Annotated in this window: 19 protein-coding genes; 12 read left to right on the forward strand and 7 right to left on the reverse strand. The window is 50.2% G+C overall.

Features of this window, described 5'->3' with window-relative positions:
- From BBI11_RS01335 to BBI11_RS01350, 4 genes are all read right to left on the reverse strand, one after another.
- A complete protein-coding gene (locus BBI11_RS01335; RefSeq protein ID WP_068459899.1) occupies positions 1 to 771 on the reverse strand; it encodes a LamB/YcsF family protein in 771 nt (256 codons plus the stop codon).
- Positions 768 to 1,748, reverse strand: coding sequence for a 5-oxoprolinase subunit C family protein (locus BBI11_RS01340; protein WP_068459901.1), 981 nt, complete (start codon positions 1,746 to 1,748; stop codon positions 768 to 770). Before BBI11_RS01340 ends, BBI11_RS01335 begins: the two co-directional genes overlap by 4 nt.
- Positions 1,732 to 2,430: a 5-oxoprolinase subunit PxpB gene (gene pxpB / locus BBI11_RS01345; protein ID WP_068459903.1), complete on the reverse strand. Its 699-nt coding sequence runs from the start codon at positions 2,428 to 2,430 to the stop codon at positions 1,732 to 1,734. Before pxpB ends, BBI11_RS01340 begins: the two co-directional genes overlap by 17 nt.
- A gap of 276 nt (positions 2,431 to 2,706) precedes the next feature.
- On the reverse strand, positions 2,707 to 3,555 hold the full coding sequence (locus BBI11_RS01350) for a transporter substrate-binding domain-containing protein (protein WP_068459905.1): 849 nt from the start codon (positions 3,553 to 3,555) through the stop codon (positions 2,707 to 2,709).
- Positions 3,556 to 3,727: 172 nt separating this feature from the next.
- Between BBI11_RS01350 and BBI11_RS01355 the strand changes: the two genes are divergently transcribed.
- The 3 genes from BBI11_RS01355 to BBI11_RS01365 are packed head-to-tail and all read left to right on the forward strand — an operon-like array spanning position 3,728 to position 6,887.
- A complete protein-coding gene (locus BBI11_RS01355; RefSeq protein ID WP_068465512.1) occupies positions 3,728 to 4,384 on the forward strand; it encodes a TetR/AcrR family transcriptional regulator in 657 nt (218 codons plus the stop codon).
- Positions 4,381 to 5,286, forward strand: a complete 906-nt coding sequence (locus tag BBI11_RS01360) for an ABC transporter ATP-binding protein (RefSeq protein WP_068459907.1) — start codon at positions 4,381 to 4,383, stop codon at positions 5,284 to 5,286. The genes BBI11_RS01355 and BBI11_RS01360 overlap by 4 nt, the downstream gene beginning before the upstream one ends.
- The gene (locus BBI11_RS01365; protein WP_068459909.1) at positions 5,286 to 6,887 is read left to right on the forward strand and encodes an ABC transporter permease; all 1,602 of its coding nucleotides are present in this window, start codon (positions 5,286 to 5,288) and stop codon (positions 6,885 to 6,887) included. The genes BBI11_RS01360 and BBI11_RS01365 overlap by 1 nt, the downstream gene beginning before the upstream one ends.
- Positions 6,888 to 6,967: 80 nt before the next feature.
- On the opposite strand, the gene BBI11_RS01370 is transcribed toward BBI11_RS01365, so the two are convergent.
- Complete coding sequence (locus tag BBI11_RS01370; protein WP_068459911.1) at positions 6,968 to 7,657, reverse strand: LrgB family protein; 690 nt, start codon at positions 7,655 to 7,657, stop codon at positions 6,968 to 6,970.
- A 2-nt stretch (positions 7,658 to 7,659) separates the two neighbouring features.
- Complete coding sequence (locus BBI11_RS01375) at positions 7,660 to 8,034, reverse strand: CidA/LrgA family protein (protein ID WP_068459913.1); 375 nt, start codon at positions 8,032 to 8,034, stop codon at positions 7,660 to 7,662.
- Positions 8,035 to 8,370: 336 nt separating this feature from the next.
- Between BBI11_RS01375 and brnQ the strand changes: the two genes are divergently transcribed.
- A complete protein-coding gene (brnQ, locus tag BBI11_RS01380) occupies positions 8,371 to 9,744 on the forward strand; it encodes a branched-chain amino acid transport system II carrier protein (protein ID WP_068459915.1) in 1,374 nt (457 codons plus the stop codon).
- Between the two features lie 45 nt (positions 9,745 to 9,789).
- Here the strand turns inward: brnQ and BBI11_RS01385 are convergent, their stop codons facing one another.
- A complete protein-coding gene (locus BBI11_RS01385; RefSeq protein ID WP_068459917.1) occupies positions 9,790 to 10,452 on the reverse strand; it encodes a GntR family transcriptional regulator in 663 nt (220 codons plus the stop codon).
- Positions 10,453 to 10,615: 163 nt separating this feature from the next.
- Here BBI11_RS01385 and BBI11_RS01390 point away from each other — a divergent pair, with 163 nt between their 5' ends.
- The 8 genes from BBI11_RS01390 to BBI11_RS01430 all read left to right on the forward strand — a co-directional run bounded on the left by BBI11_RS01390 (position 10,616) and on the right by BBI11_RS01430 (position 19,388).
- The gene (locus BBI11_RS01390) at positions 10,616 to 10,975 is read left to right on the forward strand and encodes a SpoIIAA family protein (RefSeq protein ID WP_068459919.1); all 360 of its coding nucleotides are present in this window, start codon (positions 10,616 to 10,618) and stop codon (positions 10,973 to 10,975) included.
- A 6-nt stretch (positions 10,976 to 10,981) separates the two neighbouring features.
- On the forward strand, positions 10,982 to 11,338 hold the full coding sequence (locus BBI11_RS01395) for a SpoIIAA family protein (protein ID WP_068459921.1): 357 nt from the start codon (positions 10,982 to 10,984) through the stop codon (positions 11,336 to 11,338).
- Positions 11,339 to 12,459: 1,121 nt separating this feature from the next.
- Complete coding sequence (locus BBI11_RS01405; protein WP_068459925.1) at positions 12,460 to 13,650, forward strand: class I SAM-dependent rRNA methyltransferase; 1,191 nt, start codon at positions 12,460 to 12,462, stop codon at positions 13,648 to 13,650.
- 140 nt (positions 13,651 to 13,790) lie between these two features.
- The gene (locus BBI11_RS01410) at positions 13,791 to 15,005 is read left to right on the forward strand and encodes an MFS transporter (protein ID WP_208597166.1); all 1,215 of its coding nucleotides are present in this window, start codon (positions 13,791 to 13,793) and stop codon (positions 15,003 to 15,005) included.
- 33 nt (positions 15,006 to 15,038) lie between these two features.
- Positions 15,039 to 16,778 (forward strand): ABC transporter ATP-binding protein, encoded by a 1,740-nt coding sequence (locus tag BBI11_RS01415; RefSeq protein ID WP_068459929.1) that lies wholly within the window; start codon positions 15,039 to 15,041, stop codon positions 16,776 to 16,778.
- 62 nt (positions 16,779 to 16,840) lie between these two features.
- A complete protein-coding gene (locus BBI11_RS01420) occupies positions 16,841 to 17,602 on the forward strand; it encodes a MerR family transcriptional regulator (protein ID WP_237150305.1) in 762 nt (253 codons plus the stop codon).
- An 85-nt stretch (positions 17,603 to 17,687) separates the two neighbouring features.
- On the forward strand, positions 17,688 to 18,443 hold the full coding sequence (locus BBI11_RS01425) for an endonuclease/exonuclease/phosphatase family protein (protein WP_068459933.1): 756 nt from the start codon (positions 17,688 to 17,690) through the stop codon (positions 18,441 to 18,443).
- A gap of 96 nt (positions 18,444 to 18,539) precedes the next feature.
- Positions 18,540 to 19,388 carry an endonuclease/exonuclease/phosphatase family protein gene (locus tag BBI11_RS01430; RefSeq protein ID WP_068459935.1) on the forward strand — a complete coding sequence of 283 codons (849 nt, stop codon included), beginning with the start codon at positions 18,540 to 18,542 and terminating at the stop codon, positions 19,386 to 19,388.
- Positions 19,389 to 19,394 lie beyond the last annotated feature (6 nt).

A 19,394-nucleotide genomic window follows, 5' to 3' on the forward strand; every position in this document is an offset into this window, starting at 1 on the left:
TTACACAATTTTGTGGATATGTTGGATAGCGATTCCCGCCTCTTTCAAGGAACCGGAGATCTGCATCGCAAATTCTTTTGCAGTCTTGCCATCGCCGTGGATGCAGATCGTTTCTGCCTTCAAGGCAGTCTCGGTGCCTTCTGTATTGATGACTTTGTTTTCTTTGACCATGTGAATGACTTGTTGGATCGCAGCATCTGGGTCGGTGATGAGCGCGTTGTCTTGGCTGCGCGGCGTGAGCGTGCCATCTGGCTGATACGTGCGGTCGGAGAACACTTCATTCGCTGTGCGCAAGCCGATCTTATTGCCGGCTTTGATGATTTCACTGCCAGATAAGCCGAACAAGACGAGTTCCGGGTCGATTTTATAGACCGCTTCTGCGATCGCTTCCGACAGCTTGGCATCACCTGCGGCCATATTGTACATGGCGCCGTGGGCTTTCACGTGTTGAAGCTTTCCGCCTTCTGCTTTCACAAACCCGTAGAGTGCACCAATCTGGTAAATGACAAGATCGTATATTTCCTGTGGGGTGACAGCCATGTTGCGCCGCCCGAAACCGGCAAGGTCCTGAAGGCCGGGGTGGGCACCGATGCCGACGTTTTTGTCGAGTGCCAGTTTGACGGTTTCGCGCATCGTCGCCGGGTCGCCTGCGTGAAAGCCGCACGCGATATTGGCGGAAGTGACGTAATCGAGAATTGCCCGGTCATTGCCAAGTGTATAGGTACCGAAGCTTTCACCCATGTCACAGTTCAAATCTACTTGATGGTTCATGTCCATTCCTCCCGTTTCATTTGGATTGCGATTTTCAATTGACGGATTTGCTGTTCTTGTTCGATGTAAAGCTGTTGTGCATCATGCACAGAGATGTGGCGGAATTTCAGCGATTCGCCGGGTTTTAATTGACTGATCAGCGGCAAATCGACCGCTGCGACTTGGCCGATTTTCGGATAGCCGCCGGTCGTCTGGCGGTCTGCGAGCAAGACGATGGGGTTGCCATCTGCCGGGACTTGCACAGAACCGAACGCGACCGCTTCCGAAATCAATTCTTCCTGCTTTTCAAGTGCCAGTTCAGCACCTTCCAAGCGATAGCCCATGCGGTCTGAACTGGCTGAAACGGTGAAGGTTTCTTCGAATATGCGTGTCCGGCTCTCTTCATTAAAGAGAGTGAATTGACGTCCCGGCATCATCCGGACGATCGGCTGCTCGTGGTAGCGGGCAGGCGGGATGAGCCAGTCAGGTGCCTGTGCGTTCTGGTTTTTTAAGGCTTCTAGGCGCCCGGCAGGAAGAGGGAGCGTCTGCAGGCTGTCGCCGTTTTTTAGCGCGCGCCCGTGGAAGCCGCCGATGCCTGCGCGTAAATACGTGGAGCAGCTGTCCATGACAACCGGTATATCAAAACTGCCCGCAACGGCCACGTAACTGCGTGCGCCGCGCTTCGGTTCGCCGAATGACAGGATGCTGCCCTTTCGGACGAAATGGCCGCGCCACATGGTAAGTGGCTTGCCGTCGAGCGAAGGGGATAAGTCGCCTCCGCAAATGGCGATGAAATGGTCGGCTTCGAACTCGATGACCGGGCCGGACAAGGCGATTTCCAGGGTTGCTGCCGTTTCGGCATTGCCTGCGAGCAAATTGGCGATGCGGTGGGCAAACGGGTCCATAACGCCGCTTGCGATGACACCATAGCGCTGAAATCCGGTGCGGCCGAGATCTTGCACAGCTGTTTGCAGCCCACTTTTACGAATGGTCAGCATCTTGCTTCGCCTCCTGTTCCCGGTATTCAGCTTCATCGATTTGCGTGAAGCGGATTTCGTCTCCGGCCCGAAGCAAACTCGGGATGTCTTGGTCTGGCACAAATAGACGCAAAGGTGTGCGGCCGATCAACTGCCAGCCGCCCGGTGTTTTAATCGGATAGACACCGGTTTGCATGCCGGCAATCCCGACAGTGCGTTCAGGAATGCGCAAACGCGGCGATTTCCTTCTAGGTGCGGCAATTTTTTCGGACATGCCGCCGATGAACGGAAAGCCCGGGGCAAACCCAATCATGTGCACGCTGTAGATGCCAGACGTATGGATGTCTATGACTTCTTCTTCCGTCAGGCCATTATGCTCTGCGACAAAGCGAAGGTCAGGACCAAAATCGCCGCCATAACAAACCGGAATTTCGATTTGGCGTGGAGCGGGTGCTTCGACCTCATCCATTTGGGCCATTAGCGATTTTAGTTCCTGTTCCACCTCTGCTTGTTTGAGCTGGCATGGATCATAAAAAACCGTGACCGTCGTGAACGCTGGGATGAATTCGATTAGCCACTCCGGCGCTTCTTTTTCTAAGAGCGCCGACAGCTTGCGGACGGCTTGCTCCGACTCTTTATTGATGATGGCGCCGGTTTCGATGACCAGTGCCTGTTCACTGAGCGGGGAAAATGTGAATGCCAAAAAGTTCACCTCATCTGCAGATTATTCTAAATACTTTAACAGTATAATGCTTCTCATTAGTGAATGAAAGTGGAAGAAAGTTGGAGTTTGAAGAGTGCACTTATCGATAAATCGCTTCATCTATTAGCATGAATCAATAATTTGGCCCAATGAACAGGAGGATTATGGAAAAAAACACAAAAAAGCTTCCGCAATAGCTTCAAAAAATGTTATTGAAAGAATAGCATTCCATAAAAAAACCGATGCCAGCAGAAGCCGGCATCGGGGCAGTTGAGCTTATTCTTCAATTTCAATCGGCTGTGTCACATCGGCTCCGTCAAAAAACTCGGCGGAAAGTTCAGCGATAGTGCCGTCTTCAAGCATCTCATCGATTGCATTGTTGACGTTTTCGACCAATTCGTCATTACCTTTGTTCATGACCATGCCGCCTTCAGACGGGCGGTATTTGATCGTTGGGTGGATAACGATCTCGAGTTCTGGGAACGCTTCGATGGCGAGTGTCTGCAAATAATAATCGTTGAGAATGACATCGGTGCGGCCGATTGCGACGTCGCGCAAATACGTTTCATTTGTTGCGTTGTCGTAGGTCACTTCTTCAGCGCCATATGAACGGGCAGTTTCCATATAAACGGATGTTGAAGCGCCGGCTGCTTTTTTGCCTTCAAGGTCTTCTAGCGTCTCGATGCCAGAAAGATCGCCTTCGCGAACGATGGCTGTCCCGTACGAATATTTGAACGGCGTAGAGAAGACGAATTTCTCTTTGCGGTCTTCGTTAATCTCGATATCATTCGCGGCGATATCGACTTGGCCAGTTTGGACGGACGTCATCATCTCGTCAAAGCCCATTTCAGAAAACTCAATTTCAAGTTCAAGGCGTTCAGCCATTTCGCGAACGACCTCGACTTCAAAACCGGTCAATTCATCGGTGCCTTCTTCACGGTAGGAAGTCGGGTAAAGCGTACCGGATGTTGCGACGGTCAAGGTGCCTTGTTCTTGTATTTCGTCCCATGCGCTGGCTGTTTCTTCAGCGGTTTCTTCGCTGTCGCTGCCGCATGCGGACAAGGTAAGTGCTGCAGCGGCAGAAAGTGCGGTGATGGAAAACTTGGATGATAAAATTTTGTTCAAAAGAAGTTCCTCCTGTCTTGTCATGTGTACGTCAAACATAGCATGATAAGCGCTTTCAGGAAAGCTGAAATACTCACTTGAATAAAGTTGTAATTATCTGATATTTAAATTGACCAGAGTGGTCGAATGTTGTATATTGAAGTCGACCAGGGTGGTCAAGTTGTGCGTGGATATGGAGGTGATCGTCATCGTTGAACGATTTGAAAATTTAGAAGAGCGCAAGCAACGCACCATTCTTCAGGCCGCGCTTGCTGAATTTGCGGCGCATGGCTACGCGAAAGCCTCGACCAATCGCATCGTCCAAGCGGCAGGCATCGGCAAGGGGATGTTGTTTTATTATTTCACGAGCAAGCAGGAGCTGTACGCGTATTTGGTGAAGTATAGCCTTGAAACCATCCAGAGCCGTTATTTGGACCGAGTGGATGGGGAAGAACCGGATATGATTGAACGACTCACACAGCTTGCCCGCCTGAAAATGGAAGCCCAAGTTGAAAATGAGGAAGTATTCAATTTCTCAGCTGTGTTTATGCAAGAAAACGATGCGCCTTTGCCTGACGAGCTGGCGGTGAAAATAGGCGAACTGAAACAGACCGGCTACCGGCTCATGTATGAAGGTATCGACAAAAGCCGTTTCCGGAAAGATGCAGATCCCGATAAAGTATTCCATTTGATCCGTTGGTCGATCGATGGCTTCCAACAGGAATTGCTTGCGAAGCTGTCTGGCCAGAACCTTGCTGAGATTGACTTTGCGCCGTATTGGGATGAATTTTATGGCTATTTGGCTATTTTGAAAAGGAGTTTTTACGAAACGGAGGGGGAATCGTCATGACGGTCGTCAAAACACAAGGGCTCAGTAAAACATTCGGGGAGTTCAAAGCGCTGGATGGCGTCGATATCGAAGTGAAAGAAGGAGAAGTCTTCGGTTTCATCGGGCCGAACGGGGCAGGGAAATCAACGACTTTGCGTGTCTTGCTCGGCATTTTGAAAGCATCGGAAGGCAGCGCCGAGATTTTCGGCAAAGATGTTTGGAAAGATGCCGTCGATATCCATAAACGAGTGGCGTACGTGCCAGGGGATGTCAATTTATGGCCAAACTTGACCGGCGGCGAAGTGATCGATTTGTTTGGCAGATTACGCGGCGGCTACGACAAGAAACGGCGCGATGAGCTGATCAGCCGGTTCGGGCTCGACCCAAGCAAAAAATGCCGGACCTATTCAAAAGGCAATCGGCAGAAAGTGGCGCTCATCGCTGCCTTTTCTGCAGATGCAGATCTTTATATCTTTGATGAGCCGACGTCTGGTCTCGATCCGCTCATGGAGCGCGTGTTTGCCGAATACGTCCAGGAAGCGAAAGCACAAGGCAAGAGCATCCTCCTGTCGAGCCATATCCTATCAGAAGTAGAAAAACTATGCGACCGGGTGGCAATTATCCGCAAAGGGCGCATTATTGAAACCGGGACGCTTAAAGAGATGCGCCATTTAACAGGCTCTTTGATGTTCATTGAAACCCATCAGCCGATACCGGACTTGGCCGAACTGCGGGGCGTGCACCGTGTTGAGCCCTTTGATGGCGGCTGGTCATTCCAAGTGGACAGCGATGAACTTGATGCAGTCGTTCGCCATTTAAGCGCGTTCGGCCTGAAGCGGATGGAAAGCCGTCCGCCAACCTTGGAAGATTTGTTTATCCGCCATTATGAAGAAACGGAGACAGGAGCAGGGGGTGGCGTGTGATGAGCCAGCTTTTTGACCATACGTGGAGTTTGATGCGTTTTATCTTGCGGCGAGACCGAATCCGCCTGCCCATCTGGATCTTGTCGTTCGCTTTTGTATCGGCAGGTGTCGTCCTCGTCTTCGAAAATTTATACGGAGACGATATCGAACGCCAAGCTTTAAGCGAAACGATGGAAAATCCGGCCATGATCGCCATGGTCGGGCCGAATTACGGTGGAATGGACTATACGACAGGTGCTATGACAGCGCATGAAATGCTGTTGATGACGGCCGCTGTTGTGGCGCTAATGAATATTTTATTGGTCAGTCGCCATACACGAGGCGATGAAGAGGAAGGGCGGCTAGAATTGGTCCGCGCGCTCCCTGTCGGCCGGTTGTCGAGTACGGCAGCAGTTTTAGGCGTGCTAGCGGGTGTCAATGCCTTACTCGCTTTGGTGACCGGCGTTTCGATGGCAGCTCTTGGAGTCGACAGTGTGGACCTCCACGGTTCTCTCTTGTTCGGTGCGTCGTTAGGAGCCACAGGATTCTTCTTCGCGGCATTGACGATCGTCCTTGCACAATTGACACAGAACGCCCGGGCTACGACCGGCTTGTCGATTGCCGCGTTGCTCGCGTTTTACATGATTCGCGCAATAGGTGATGTCATGAGCGAACCATTGGCACTCACCTCTCCGCTCGGATGGATCCTGCGTGCCAAGCCCTATATCGAAAACGAGTGGTGGCCGGTTGGGTTGTCGCTCGGCTTGGCACTCGCCCTCTCTATCCTTGCCTTGTATTTAAACAGTATCCGTGACCACGATTCGGGCTTTTTACCGACGCGAGCTGGACGAACCACCGCTTCTAGTATGTTGCAAGGGACGTTCGGTTTAGCATTTCGCCTTCAACGCACGAGCCTGATTGCTTGGGCAGTTGCCATGTTTATTCTGGGCGCTTCTTATGGCTCTGTGCTTGGCGAAATCGAAAGTTTCTTCGATGATATCGAGCTTTTCCAGCAATTGATTGTCCAGCAAGCAGGATTCAGCCTGATCGAATTGTTCATCCCCGTGTTGTCATCAGTCATGGCCATTCTGGCTTCAATCCCAGCGATTATGGTGGTATTGAAGATCAAGACAGAAGAAAAGAATGAGCGGATGGAGCACCTGGTGAGCCGCTCGGTTTCCCGCGTGCGCCTTGTTTTTAGCTATTGGCTCCTCGCTTCATTGACTGCCGTCACGATGCTTGCGATGACCGGGCTTGGACTCGGCATTGCGGGCAATAGTGTGTTAGAAGACAGCTTGTCGTTTAACACCTATCTCGGCGCGCCGCTAGCATATTTGCCTGCGGTGCTGGTCATGATCGGGCTGGCCCTGGCATTTGTCGGCTTCTGGCCTAGTATTGCGAGTTTCCTCTGGCTTTACTTAGGTGTATCATTTTTCGTCGTCTACTTGGGAGAGTTACTGCAACTACCGGAGTGGGTGGAAAAGTTGACGCCTTATGGACACATCCCGGCGATTCCATTGGATGAGGTCAATTACGGCGTGCTCATATTGATGGTTGTCATTGCAGCAGCTTTGGCGCTAGCAGGTGCCTATGGCTTCCGCCGGCGTGATTTGCAAAATTGATAGCTGACTGAATGGCAGCATAGAATAGAAGGAGAAATGAAAAAATCCCCGGCGCGATAAAGCGCTGGGGATTTTTAGGTTCATAACAGCAGCCAGGCTACGAGGGGGCTGAGCAATGCGCCAAGAACAGCAGCCAAAGTCATCGCGACAGAACTCATCGAAGCTGATTCAGGGCCGTATTCGAACGCTTTCGCTGTGCCCAGGCCATGGGCTGATGCGCCGAGACCGATACCACGCCCAATCGGGGAATCGATATGCAATGCGTGCAGCATATACGGGCCGAGCAGAATGCCTGTGAACCCCGCGACCATGACGAAGACGGCAGCGAGCGACGGGATGCCGCCAATGGTCGAGGCGATCTGCATGGCAACAGGCGTCGTCAACGATTTCGGCAAGACCGTCAAAATCAATTCATCCGCAAAACCGAGCCAGCGCGTGAATAAGGTACCGCTGACGAGGCCAGCAAGGACCCCGGCAGTGATTCCGGCTGCGATCGGGACCAAGTTTTTTTGGAGCAATTGACGATGCTTATAGAGCGGGACAGCAAGTGCCACAACAGCCGGTCCGAGGAGAAATGCGATCCAGTCGCCGCCTTCCATATAAGTTTCGTAAGGAATATCGAACAGGACCAAGATTGCCACGAGTGCGACGGTTGTGGTAATGACCGGGTTCAAGGGCGTTTTGCGAAATCTTAAATAGATGAAATTGGCAATGACATAGGCCGTGACGGTCAGCGTGGAAAAAATAAGGGCTGCAGGAGTAAATGCCATGATTAAGTTTCCTCCTTTTTCGCTGCATGTCGATTCGCCATGTGTTGGCTTACGAATCCGGCCGCGGCCATCGTGATTAACGTGCTAATGATGACAACCGGCAACAGCAACGCCCCTTTTCCGGAAAATAGCGGACCATAATCGACGACGCCGACCGTAGCCGGAATGAAATATAAGGAAAGAAAACTCAATAAGAATGTCGCGCCGGCATCGATCCATTCAAGAGGATAAATTTTCAGCAATAATGCGCCAAACAGTAATAAAAAGCCGATGATGCTGCCAGGCATAGGCAAATGGAGCAAAGCTTGTATGGCTTCGCCAATCAGCAAAAAGCCATAAAGCACAAGCAATTGCAAAATAATGCGTATGATTTTCATTGTGCATCTCCGCCTTCCAGATAATTTTGGAAAACGATGGACGTCTTCATCTACGTAGATATTTTACAGCAATAAGCACAAAATGCGAGCCAATATGTTCGGTTATGGACACGGAAAAACTGTCAGTCAAGGAAGAAAATGTTATAGCGAAAAAGCTCTACATCGCAGCATTTACAGCGTATAATGAAATTTTCCGAAAACAAAAATTTAATCCTTGCATTTTATAAAAGATGTTGTAGTATTACATTGTGCAATATATCGCATACAATTATTCGCTGATAGTATTTAGGGATAAAAGAAAATGAATATTCAAACAAGTGAGGGAGTTAGTTAAGTATGGACAGCAAATTATCGATGAAAGCATATCTTATTATTGGGACAATGCTTTTCGCATTATTTTTTGGAGCGGGGAATTTGATTTTCCCGGCACAGCTCGGCCAGTATGCAGGTGAACACGTTTGGGTGGCGATGGCCGGTTTCTTGACAACAGGTGTCGGGCTGCCGCTTCTTGGCATCTTGGCAATCGGCTTTTCAAAAAGCAAAGACTTGCAGGACCTTTCAAGCCGTGTACATCCAGTGTATGGTCTATTGTTCACTGCCGCTCTTTATTTGACGATCGGGCCGTTCTTCGCCTTGCCGCGGACGGCTGCCGTTTCTTATGAAGTCGGCATCGTGCCGTTTATCGGTGACGGGTCAGTTGCCATCGGCTTGATCGTCTTCTCGGTTATTTTTTACGTTATTTCTTTATTGCTATCGTTGAATCCGACGCAAATGGTCGACAGCATCGGCAAATTCCTCGCTCCGGCCATTTTGGTGGTCCTTGGCATTTTGCTGGTCGCTGCGTTTGTTTCTCCGATGGGGGAGGCAGGACCTGCGCAAGACGGATATGCCACTGGCGCATTTCTGACTGGCTTTACGGAAGGATATAACACGATGGATGCGCTCGCTTCACTCGTATTCGGGATCATTGTCATTTCTGCTGTTCAAAAAATGGGCGTGACTTCTTCTAAAGGCTTGCTCAAAGCAACGCTTCTCAGCGGGGCTGTCGCCGCGGCTTTATTGGCGATCGTTTATACGGGCATTGCGTTTCTTGGCGCGACGAGCACGGCTCAACTCGGTCTATTGGAAACGGGTGGACCTGTGTTAAGCGGAGCGTCTGAACATTATTTCGGTACGTTCGGCGCCATGCTATTGGCCGTCATCATCATCTTGGCCTGCCTGACAACTGCGGTCGGCTTGACGGTGGCGACTTCGGAATTTTTCCATAAGCTGACGCCAAGCATCAGCTACCGCACCTACGTCTTTATCTTTACAATATTCTCATTGGTTGTGACGAATGCCGGATTGTCGAACATCATCACCTATTCGATTCCGGTCTTAATGTTCTTGTACCCACTGGCAATCGTCTTGATCATGTTGGCGTTCATGTCACCGCTTTTCAATCACAGCCGTATCGTTTACGTATCAGCCATCGGCGTGACATTCCTCATTGCCATCATCGATGGATTGAAGACCTTAACTGGTTCACTGGGTACGGACAATCCAGCTTGGCTCCAAAGCATCATCGACTTTTATGCAGAAGTTCTGCCGCTGTACAGCGATGGGCTGGGATGGTTTGTCCCGGCATTAGCTGCCATTCTCATTTCCGGCATTGTCGCCCGCATGAGAAACCGCAACGGAGCGGAATCGCCTGCATTCACCAATCGCTAAAAAAAGCTGTTCCCAACGTGTCTGACACGTTGTGGAACAGCTTTTTTAAATACCTTTGGAAGCGGTCAATTCTTCGATGGTGCGGACCCAGTTGGATTTCATTAAATGTGAGATCTTGTCGCCATCTCCTGCTTTGAGTGTCTCGATGATTTCAATATGCTCATCGTGAGAACGCATCGTCAGGACAAGGGAGTGATGGAAAAACTGTCTGCGGACGTGTGATTGAAGCTGGCCGAGAATGGAATCAATATATGGATTTCCGGCCGCATCGACGATGATTTGATGGAACTCTTCATCGATTTTTAAGGCAGAGAAGGAATCGCTGCTGCGGATTGCGCGCGCAAACTTCCGGTTGGTTTCTTCCAAAAGCCCGAAAATTTCAGGAGTCAAATTCGGGATGGCCAGTTCACCGGCAAGTGCTTGCAGCACAGCTAGAGGAGGCAGGAGGTGTTTAATGTCTTCGATATGGATATCCGTCACGCGTGTCGCTTTGCCAGGAAACATTTCAATGAATCCTTGTACTTCTAAAAGCTGCAGGGCTTCGCGAATCGGCGTGCGGCTCAAATTGAGTGCTTCGGCGAGTTCGGTGTCGACCAGTTTTTCACCAGGCTGTAACGTGCCATCGATGATCCATTGCTGCAGTTGCAAGTGGGCGCTTTCTTTAGCGGAAACGCGTACCGGCCTTGTATGATCTACAGGAATCGGCATAGTAAATCTCCTTTCGAAATTATCTGACTCCATTATACACTAATCTACACATCAGTAAAATGCAGAATGCAATATATCTGAAACACGGATTTGCGAATGGCAGTTTGAGGCCCTCCCTAAAGGGAATAACAGCTCTATCAGGAAACTTTAAGGAGGAGCCGCCATGTTATCATTCGTTACCAGTAAAGACGAACAAACCTTTGCTATCGAAGTCGAAGGCAAGGTGACCAAAGACGATTTGAAAAAATTCGATAATGTCGTATTCGAGAAATTCCGCAACGATGAGAAATTCAATGTCTATGCCGTTATCGGCGATATCGACGCCCCAACCGCAGGCGCGATATTCGAGGAACTGGCCATCGATGCCAAGCGCTGGACCCAGTATAATAAACTGGCCATTGTCAGTGAACAAAATTGGCTCGATAAAGCCTCTGGTGCTATCGATAAACTTCCAGGCGTTCAAGCAGAATATTTCCCGATCGACCAGATGGAGCAGGCCTGGGATTGGATAAAGGAGAGGTGAAGGGACATGCTGTCCATTGTGCCGAGTAAAGATATCGAAACAATCGCAATTGAAGTAGAAGGACGTGCCAGCAAAGCCGATTTTGAGAAGTTGGATCACGTCATCCGTGAGAAAGTGAACGAAAAAGGCCATTTTAATATGTATGCGATCATCTACAAAGTGGAAGATTCCACTTTGTTCGATGCAGCAGACAGTGCGGACATCGACCGTGATAGCTGGAGCCAAGCGCGCAAGTTCGCGGTCATCAGCGAAAAGGACTGGACCCAGGCCACGAGCGGCTGGAAAGGTTTCGCAGATGGCCTGGAAACACGTCATTTCAGTCTCGACGAAATGAACGATGCCTGGGAATGGATGCAAGAATGAATAATGGATACAAAGCGTTCCGCATCGTTGCGGAGCGCTTTTTTCTATTGGGCGGGCTAGTGGGAACGAGGGTTGGAAAGCTTGAGATGAAAAGAAGCAAGTGGAAAAGCTCCCGCTTGTCGACTGCGTTGCAGGGGGCTGCTTGGGGCTCGCAGGATGCGACTCATGCAGCTGATGCGACAGGACGTCGCGCTTTCAGCTGCCCGAGTATAGGGCGGGTGCCCGGCCAAGATGGCAAAAAGAACGCCGTACATTTGTCTCGCCAGCCCGCGCGGTCCCACAGGCGTCAGCCCCCTTCCACTCCGTCTCTAGTTTTAGAGGGGAAGAAAACTTCTCCTGTTCACTCGATAGAAAATGAAGAAATGCTTCATGTTTTGTAGCTCAAGTTATCTTTGGTACCGCGAGGCAAGCTAGTTCTGATCCCCAATAAAGTTTTTGGCTGAAGCACCAACGTGCCAGACGCTGCATCCCGGGAAGCGATTCCCCCACAAGCCGGCAACTGGGTACGGAAGCAGAACTATCTAAACACGCTTCACTCAACGAAATCACTCAGCCGCCGAGCGTAAAAGGGTGAGCCGAAGCGGTAAGACAAGCGTCCTTCTTGGCTTACTGCGAGAGGCCAACCCAAAGCCCGGCGGCGACTACTCAGGCAAAGTAAAAACAAAAGCAAAAACAATTCAACACCCAAACTCCCGCTATCTTCTCTAAGCATGTCCCAGGAAGCGATTCCCCCACAAGCCGGCAACTGGGTAAGGAAGCCGAACTACATAAACACGCTTCACTCAATGAAATCGCTCAGCCGCCAAGCGTAAAGGGGTGAGCCGAAGCCGTAAGACAGGCGGTCTTCCTGACTTACTGTGAGAGGCCAACCCAAAGCCCGGCGGCGACTACTCAGGCGAAGTAAAAACAATTCAACACCCAACCTCCCACTATCTTTTCCAAGCACGTCCCAGGAAGCGATTCCGAACCGAACCGGAAAAGAATAGCCATTGCGTTTTCACAAGCCTTCTCGTTTCCATGCCCATTTCACCGAAAAGAACGTTTGGAAGTGGGCAGGGCGACAGATTTCCTTTACACTGATTATAATGCAAAACGCAACGGCATAGATAGGATGAGGAATTGTGAGAAACGAATTGACCATAACAGTGAAAGACACATTAAGAAATGAATTGGCGAAAGGGTCGCCGCTCGTCACAAAAGACGGATTGATGAACGACATCGACGCACCCGAAGGCAGCTTGCTGCGCCTCGTTGACAAAGACGGGGAATACCTCGGTACCGGCTATTACGGCGAGCAAAACAAAGGCGCCGGCTGGGTCTTGACGAGAAACCAGGACGAAGCGGTCGGGCAAGCCTTTATCGAACGCAAACTAGAACTCGCCTTCAGCCGCCGTGAGAAATTCTTCAACAACCCAGAGACGACGGCCTTCCGTGTGTTTAACGGCGAAGGAGACGGCTTTGGTGGATTGACGATCGATTATTACGCAGGATTTTACTTGCTGTCCTGGTATAGCGAAGGGGTCTATTCGTTCCGCGAAGACGTCGTAGCCGCTTTAGAGAACGTAGTGGAGTGTATCGGCATCTATGAAAAGAAACGCTTCGACACGAAAGGCCAGTATATCGAAGACGATGATTTCGTATCGGGCGAGCGCGGGGAATTCCCGTTGATCGTTCAGGAAAACGGCGTGAATTACGCGGTTTATTTGAATGATGGCGCAATGACCGGCATTTTCCTTGACCAGCGCGATGTGCGCCAAGCGATTCGCACGAAATATGCGGACGGCAAAAGCGTCTTGAATACCTTCTCTTACACAGGTGCGTTTTCTGTAGCAGCAGCGCTTGGCGGGGCGGACAAGACAACAAGCGTGGACCTTGCGAAGCGCAGTTCGGCAAAAACCATCGAACAGTTCAGCATCAATGGCATCGATTTTGACGAGCAGGACATTTTGGTCATGGACGTTTTCAATTATTTCAAATACGCCAAGCGCAAAAACTTGAGCTTTGATGTGGTCGTCCTCGATCCCCCAAGCTTTGCGCGTTCGAAAAAGCACGTCTTCAGTGCGGCGAAAGATTACACCAATCTCATGAAAGAGTCGATTGATATTACGGCGCCAGGCGGCTTGATCGTCGCTTCGACCAATAGCGCTTCATTTAATATGAAGAAATTCACTCAAATGATCGATAAAGCATTCAAAGATAGAGACCAGAAATACAAAGTGGTGGAGACCTACAGCCTGCCGACAGATTTCCATGTCGACCGGAGATTCCCGGAAGGCGATTACTTGAAAGTGTTATTCCTCCGCTTGCTGTAAAGTGGGCTCATAGGCAAAAACAAGAGCGCAGATGGGCATTCAACAATGAATGTGCAACTGCGCTCTTTGTGCATGCTCTTGTGCACGAAAAGTGGGTTATAATGGAAAAAATAGCGATTACTTAATTTGGAGGCGGCAGTATGGCAAAAGCAATTTCCTCATCCTCACTCGCGGGGAGCCCGGTTTATCCGGTGATGTTCGCGATCGGTGGTGTCCATTTATTGAATGATTCCTTGCAGGCGGTGATCCCGGCAATGTTCCCGATTTTGGAGAAAGATTTGGGCTTGTCCTTTACACAGCTCGGGCTGATCGCTTTTGCGCTCAATATGGTCGCTTCTGTCCTGCAGCCGGTCATCGGGTTTGCGAGCGATAAAAAGCCGATGCCTTACGCGCTGCCGCTCGGCATGGTATTTTCTTTTATCGGGATTGCCGGCTTGGCTTTCGCTCCGGAATACTGGCTCATCTTGCTGTCGGTAATTTTCCTCGGCTTTGGTTCTGCGGTATTTCATCCGGAAGGCTCGCGTGTTTCCTATATGGCAGCGGGTTCGAGACGTGGTTTGTCGCAGTCGATTTACCAAGTTGGTGGCAACTCCGGTCAAGCGCTGGCCCCTTTGATCAGTGCCTTCATCCTCGTACCGCTCGGTCAACGGGGCGCAGCGCTGTTTCTCTTCGTCGCAGCGCTCGGCATTTTTGTGCTAACGAAGATTTCCGCTTGGTACAAGGCACAGTTAGAACGTGATAAGCTCGCGAAAGTGAAAAAAGCGGTGCTGTCTTCTTTGCCGCCTTTGACGAAAAAGCAAGTAGGTACGGCTTTGACCTTACTGTTATTAATCATATTCGCGCGTACTTTCTACATAACGACGATTACGAGCTTTTATATATTCCATTTAATGGAGAACTACGGCGTGACGATCCAACAAGGACAAATGTTCATTTTCTTGTTCCTTGGAATCGGTGCGTTCGGGACTTTTTTTGGCGGCCCGCTTGCAGACCGCATCGGCCGCAAGCGCGTCATCGTGCTGTCATTGATTGTGCCAATCCCGTTGGCACTGGTGTTGCCTTATGTGGCGCTTCCAATCGTTGCCGTCATTCTGGCCGTGCTTGGCTTTTTCCTCATGTTGAGTTTTTCCGTCATGGTCGTTTACGCCCAAGAGCTTGTGCCCAGCAGAATCGGCACGATGTCTGGGCTGACAGTCGGTTTGGCGTTTGGCATGGGGGCGATTGGGGCAGTTGCGATTGGCGTATTGATGGATTCGATTGGCGTGTATGAAACGATGGTTATTATTTCCGTCTTGCCGATTCTCGGATTGGTTGGCTTGGCACTGCCAAAAGACCGGAAAATTACCGCTGCATAAACAGTGGCGAACGGATAGATAGGAGATGTAAGGATGGAATCCATAGAGAAAAAACAAAGCATCAAGCCGTTTTTTACACTTTTAACATCGATTAAAATCCCGAAATGGGCGCTGGTTTTCGGACTGGCGACGAGCCTTGTGACGACAATTGTCGGCTTGCTTGTGCCATTGCTCACGAGAGAATTGGTGGACGGCTTTTCAGTAGAAGCATTAAGCGCGGGTTTGATTGCGACGCTTGCGGCTGCGTTTATCGTACAGGCTATCATTAACGGCGTATCGATTTATTTACTAAGTATGGTCGGACAGCGCATCGTGGCGGGTCTGCGCGAACGCATGTGGCTTCATTTGCTGCGTTTGCGTGTCGGCTATTTCGACCAGCATGCGAGTGGCCAGACAGTGAGCCGTGTCGTCAACGATACCGGCATCGTCCGGAATCTGATCACTGATCATTTCCCGAATTTCGTCACTGGCATTATTACCATTATCGGGGCGGTTGCTATTCTTCTTGTGCTGGACTGGAAAATGACCTTGATCATGATGCTTGCCGTGCCGTTGACGATCGCCATCATGATTCCTTTGGGACGCAAGATGGCGAAGATTTCCCGCAGTTTGCAAGATGAAACCGCTGTGTTCACAGGCGATGTTCAACAGACACTCGGCGAAATCCGCTTGATGAAATCATCGACTGCCGAACAAGTGGAAGAACAGCGCGGGTTGTCAGGCGTTCAGAAACTTTATGGCCTTGGCATGAGAGAAGCGAAAGTCTATGCCTTGATCGGCCCGCTCATGTATTTGGTCGTCATGGTCGTCATCGTGATGATCATCGGCTACGGCGGTATCCGAGTATCGGAAGGATCGATGTCGACCGGATCGCTGGTCGCTTTCCTTCTGTATCTGTTCCAAATTGTCGTGCCGCTCGCTACGTTTGCGCGCTTTTTTACGGAGTTGCAAAAAGCGAGAGGCGCGACAGAGCGCATCATCGACATTCTGGAATTGCCGCTTGAAGAACAAGAGCGTGGCAAAGAAATAGACATCAGCGGCAAAACGCTGCGCCTTGAAGACGTCAGCTTTTCCTACGAAACCGGCGAACCGGTCTTGCAAGGCGTGTCATTCGAAGCGCATCCTGGCCAGAAGATTGCCTTTGCCGGGCCGAGTGGTGGAGGCAAGACGACCATTTTCGGGCTAATTGAACGCTTTTACGAACCGACTGCAGGGACGATCACGATTGGAGATGTGCCGATCGGTGAAGTGGCCATTTCTTCCTGGCGCGACCAAATCGGTTATGTGTCACAAGAAAGTGCCATGATGGGCGGCACGATCCGCGCCAATTTGACGTATGGTTTGCCGGATGCCGACAGCTATGAGGATGAAGAATTGTGGCGTGTTTCCCGCATGGCGTATGCTGAAGAATTCATCGCTTCGTTTCCCGATGGATTAGACACACAAGTCGGAGAGCGCGGCGTGAAATTGTCCGGCGGGCAAAGACAGCGCATTGCCATCGCCCGTGCATTTTTACGTGATCCTAAATTATTGATGATGGACGAAGCGACCGCAAGTCTCGACAGCCAATCCGAGGGCATCGTTGGGCAAGCACTTGGACGCTTGATGGAAGGGCGCACAACATTGGTTATTGCCCATCGCTTGTCTACCATCGTCGATGCGGATCAGATTGTCTTTATTGAAGGCGGGCGCGTTACAGGCACCGGCAGTCACCGCGAGTTAACTGGGAAACATGCTTTATACCGGGAATTTGCCGAGCAACAATTAACTTAATGTTTTCTCTTGACCTTGACGCTGCGTCAAGGTTTAAGATGAAGTTATCAGGAGGTGGCGGCATGTATACAGTGCAAAAACTGGCTTCGCTTGCCGGCGTCAGCGCACGTACTTTGCGTTATTACGATTCCATCGGCTTGCTGATGCCGCAGAAAAACGAATCTGGTTACCGGGTGTACAACAGCGCAGAAATCGATCGCCTGCAGCTCATTCTGTTTTACCGGGAACTTGGGTTTGGGCTTCAAGACATTGCAAAGCTTCTGGACGACCCGGATTTTGATGAAACGGAAGCATTGATCGGACAGCGACAACAGCTACTTGAAGAACGCAGCCGCCTGGACCTGTTGATTACTAATGTGGAGAAAACGATTTCCGCAAAACAAGGGGATAGTCAAATGGCAGATCACGAAAAGTTTGAAGGATTTAAACAGCAACTGGTTGATGACAATGAAGCGGCGTACGGAACAGAAATCCGCGAGAAATACGGCGACACTGAAATCGACCGCTCAAATGCCAAAATGCTCGGGATGGGCCAAGAACAATACGAAGCGTTCAAGCGCCTTGAGCAAGACATTCTGGACAAGTTGGAACGTGCGCTAACAGAAGGCGAACAGGCAGGAGCTGCGGGTCAGGAAGTAGCCGATTTGCACCGGCAATGGCTCGGGTTTACGTGGGGCAGTTACGATCCCAAAGCACACGCCGGCCTAGCGGAGATGTATGTGGCAGATGAACGGTTTGCTGCGTACTATGATAGAGCCGGTGAAGGCGCAGCGCAGTATTTGCGAGATGCCATCATTGCCTATACCGATCAGCACAGTGAATAAAAATGGTCCCGCCTTGGCGGGTCTTTTTTCGTTTCGTTCGGAAAGGCAAGGGAATAGAAGTTAAATACAATAAGAAAGATGGGGGATGAGGAAGATGCTGACCGTGATGAGCTTTAATATTGCCTCAGGAAAACGAATAGACGGCGAACTGGAACTTGAATTGACAGCACAGGCCATTGAACAAGGGCGAGTGGATATTGCCGGTTTACAGGAGGTCGACCGCAACTTTTCCTCGCGCAGCAAATTTTGGGACCAGGCCAAATGGCTATCCAAGCGGCTCGGCATGAACATGGCATACGGGCCGAATTTGATCGACAGGGGAGCCGGTGGCACGCGGCCGAAGCGTGAATACGGCAACGCAATCTTAAGCCACTATCCAATTGTATCGTCCAAAAACCATGATTTAAGCGCTGTCGAAACGCATCCGGAAAACTTTGAGCCGCGCGGGATGCTTGAAGCGGTCATTGAAGTGGCTGGGCAACGATTTTCTTTTTACAATACGCATCTGTCGTTGATTGACGAGATCGTGGACCGCAATTTGACGGAAATTCTCACCATCACCGCAGGCAACCCGCTGCCTCAACTACTGGTAGGAGATTTCAATGCGTCGCCATCGACTAAGCACATCCAGCGATTCTCCAAGCATTTCCACAACGCATTTGGTGCTGGCCCCTATCCCGACACGTATAAAAAGCAGGGAGACCACGGACAGAAAATCGATTATATTTTCCATAATGACCATTTTGAGTCGTCAGAAGCCTGGGTTGTTGAAAACGAGGCGTCAGATCACGTGCCAATTGTGGCAAAAATCAGAAATTTACAAAACTATAACATATTTTAACTTGTTTTTAACTTAGAAAAGCGCCATGCCTGCTATAATTAAGGGGACAATTGCAGCTGCCACTGATTCGTTTCAACCTGAAAAGGAGATGGTCTCATGCACGGCGACGCCAGCACGACACCAACAGTGAAAGTAATGTCGTTCAATATTGCCCACGGAATGGGAATGGACGGCCAAGTGGATTTAGAGAGAACGGCACAAGCGATCGAAGCGTCAGGCGCTACCATTGTAGCCCTCCAGGAAGTCGACCGTTATTTTTCTTCCCGCAGTTTTTATATGGATCAGGTCGAATGGCTTTCCGAACGGCTCGGGATGTACGCCGCATATGGCGCGAACTTGAATCAGGAGCCGGATGACCCAGAACGCCCGAATCGCCAATACGGCAACGCGACATTAAGCCTTTATCCCATTAAATATGCAGAAAACCATTTTTTGACGCAAGTCGTTACCGACGTCTACAATAATGAGCAGCGAGGCGTCCTCGAGACCGTAATTGAAATCGAAGGAACGTATCTCAAAGTATTGAATGCTCACTTGGCGTTAAAAGATGAAGAATTGGAACTGAGTGTTGCGGAAATAGTGGAGATTGCGGGCAAAAGCTATTTTCCAAAAATCATCACAGGCGATTTCAATGCGCCGCCGACACACCGCCACTTGAGCCATCTACACAGCACCATGACGGATGTCTTCTTGAGAACCAAGCGGGGCGACGCCTATACGTATCCATCTCCTTATGAAAATCATGAAACAGGTGAATCGTTTAAGCCGATGACGCGCATCGATTATATTTTTGCTGACCACGGTTTTGACGTGCGCGAGGTCGAAACAATCGAAACGGCGGTATCGGACCATTTGCCGATCACCGCAGAGCTGGTCTGGACACAGAAAAAGGTCCCATCTGCCATCCTCGTGCCTGCAGTCCTGCCAACTAAACAAAAAATGTAAATACGA

It is taken from the genome of Planococcus maritimus (genome assembly GCF_001687625.2).
Lineage (GTDB): Bacteria > Bacillota > Bacilli > Bacillales_A > Planococcaceae > Planococcus > Planococcus maritimus.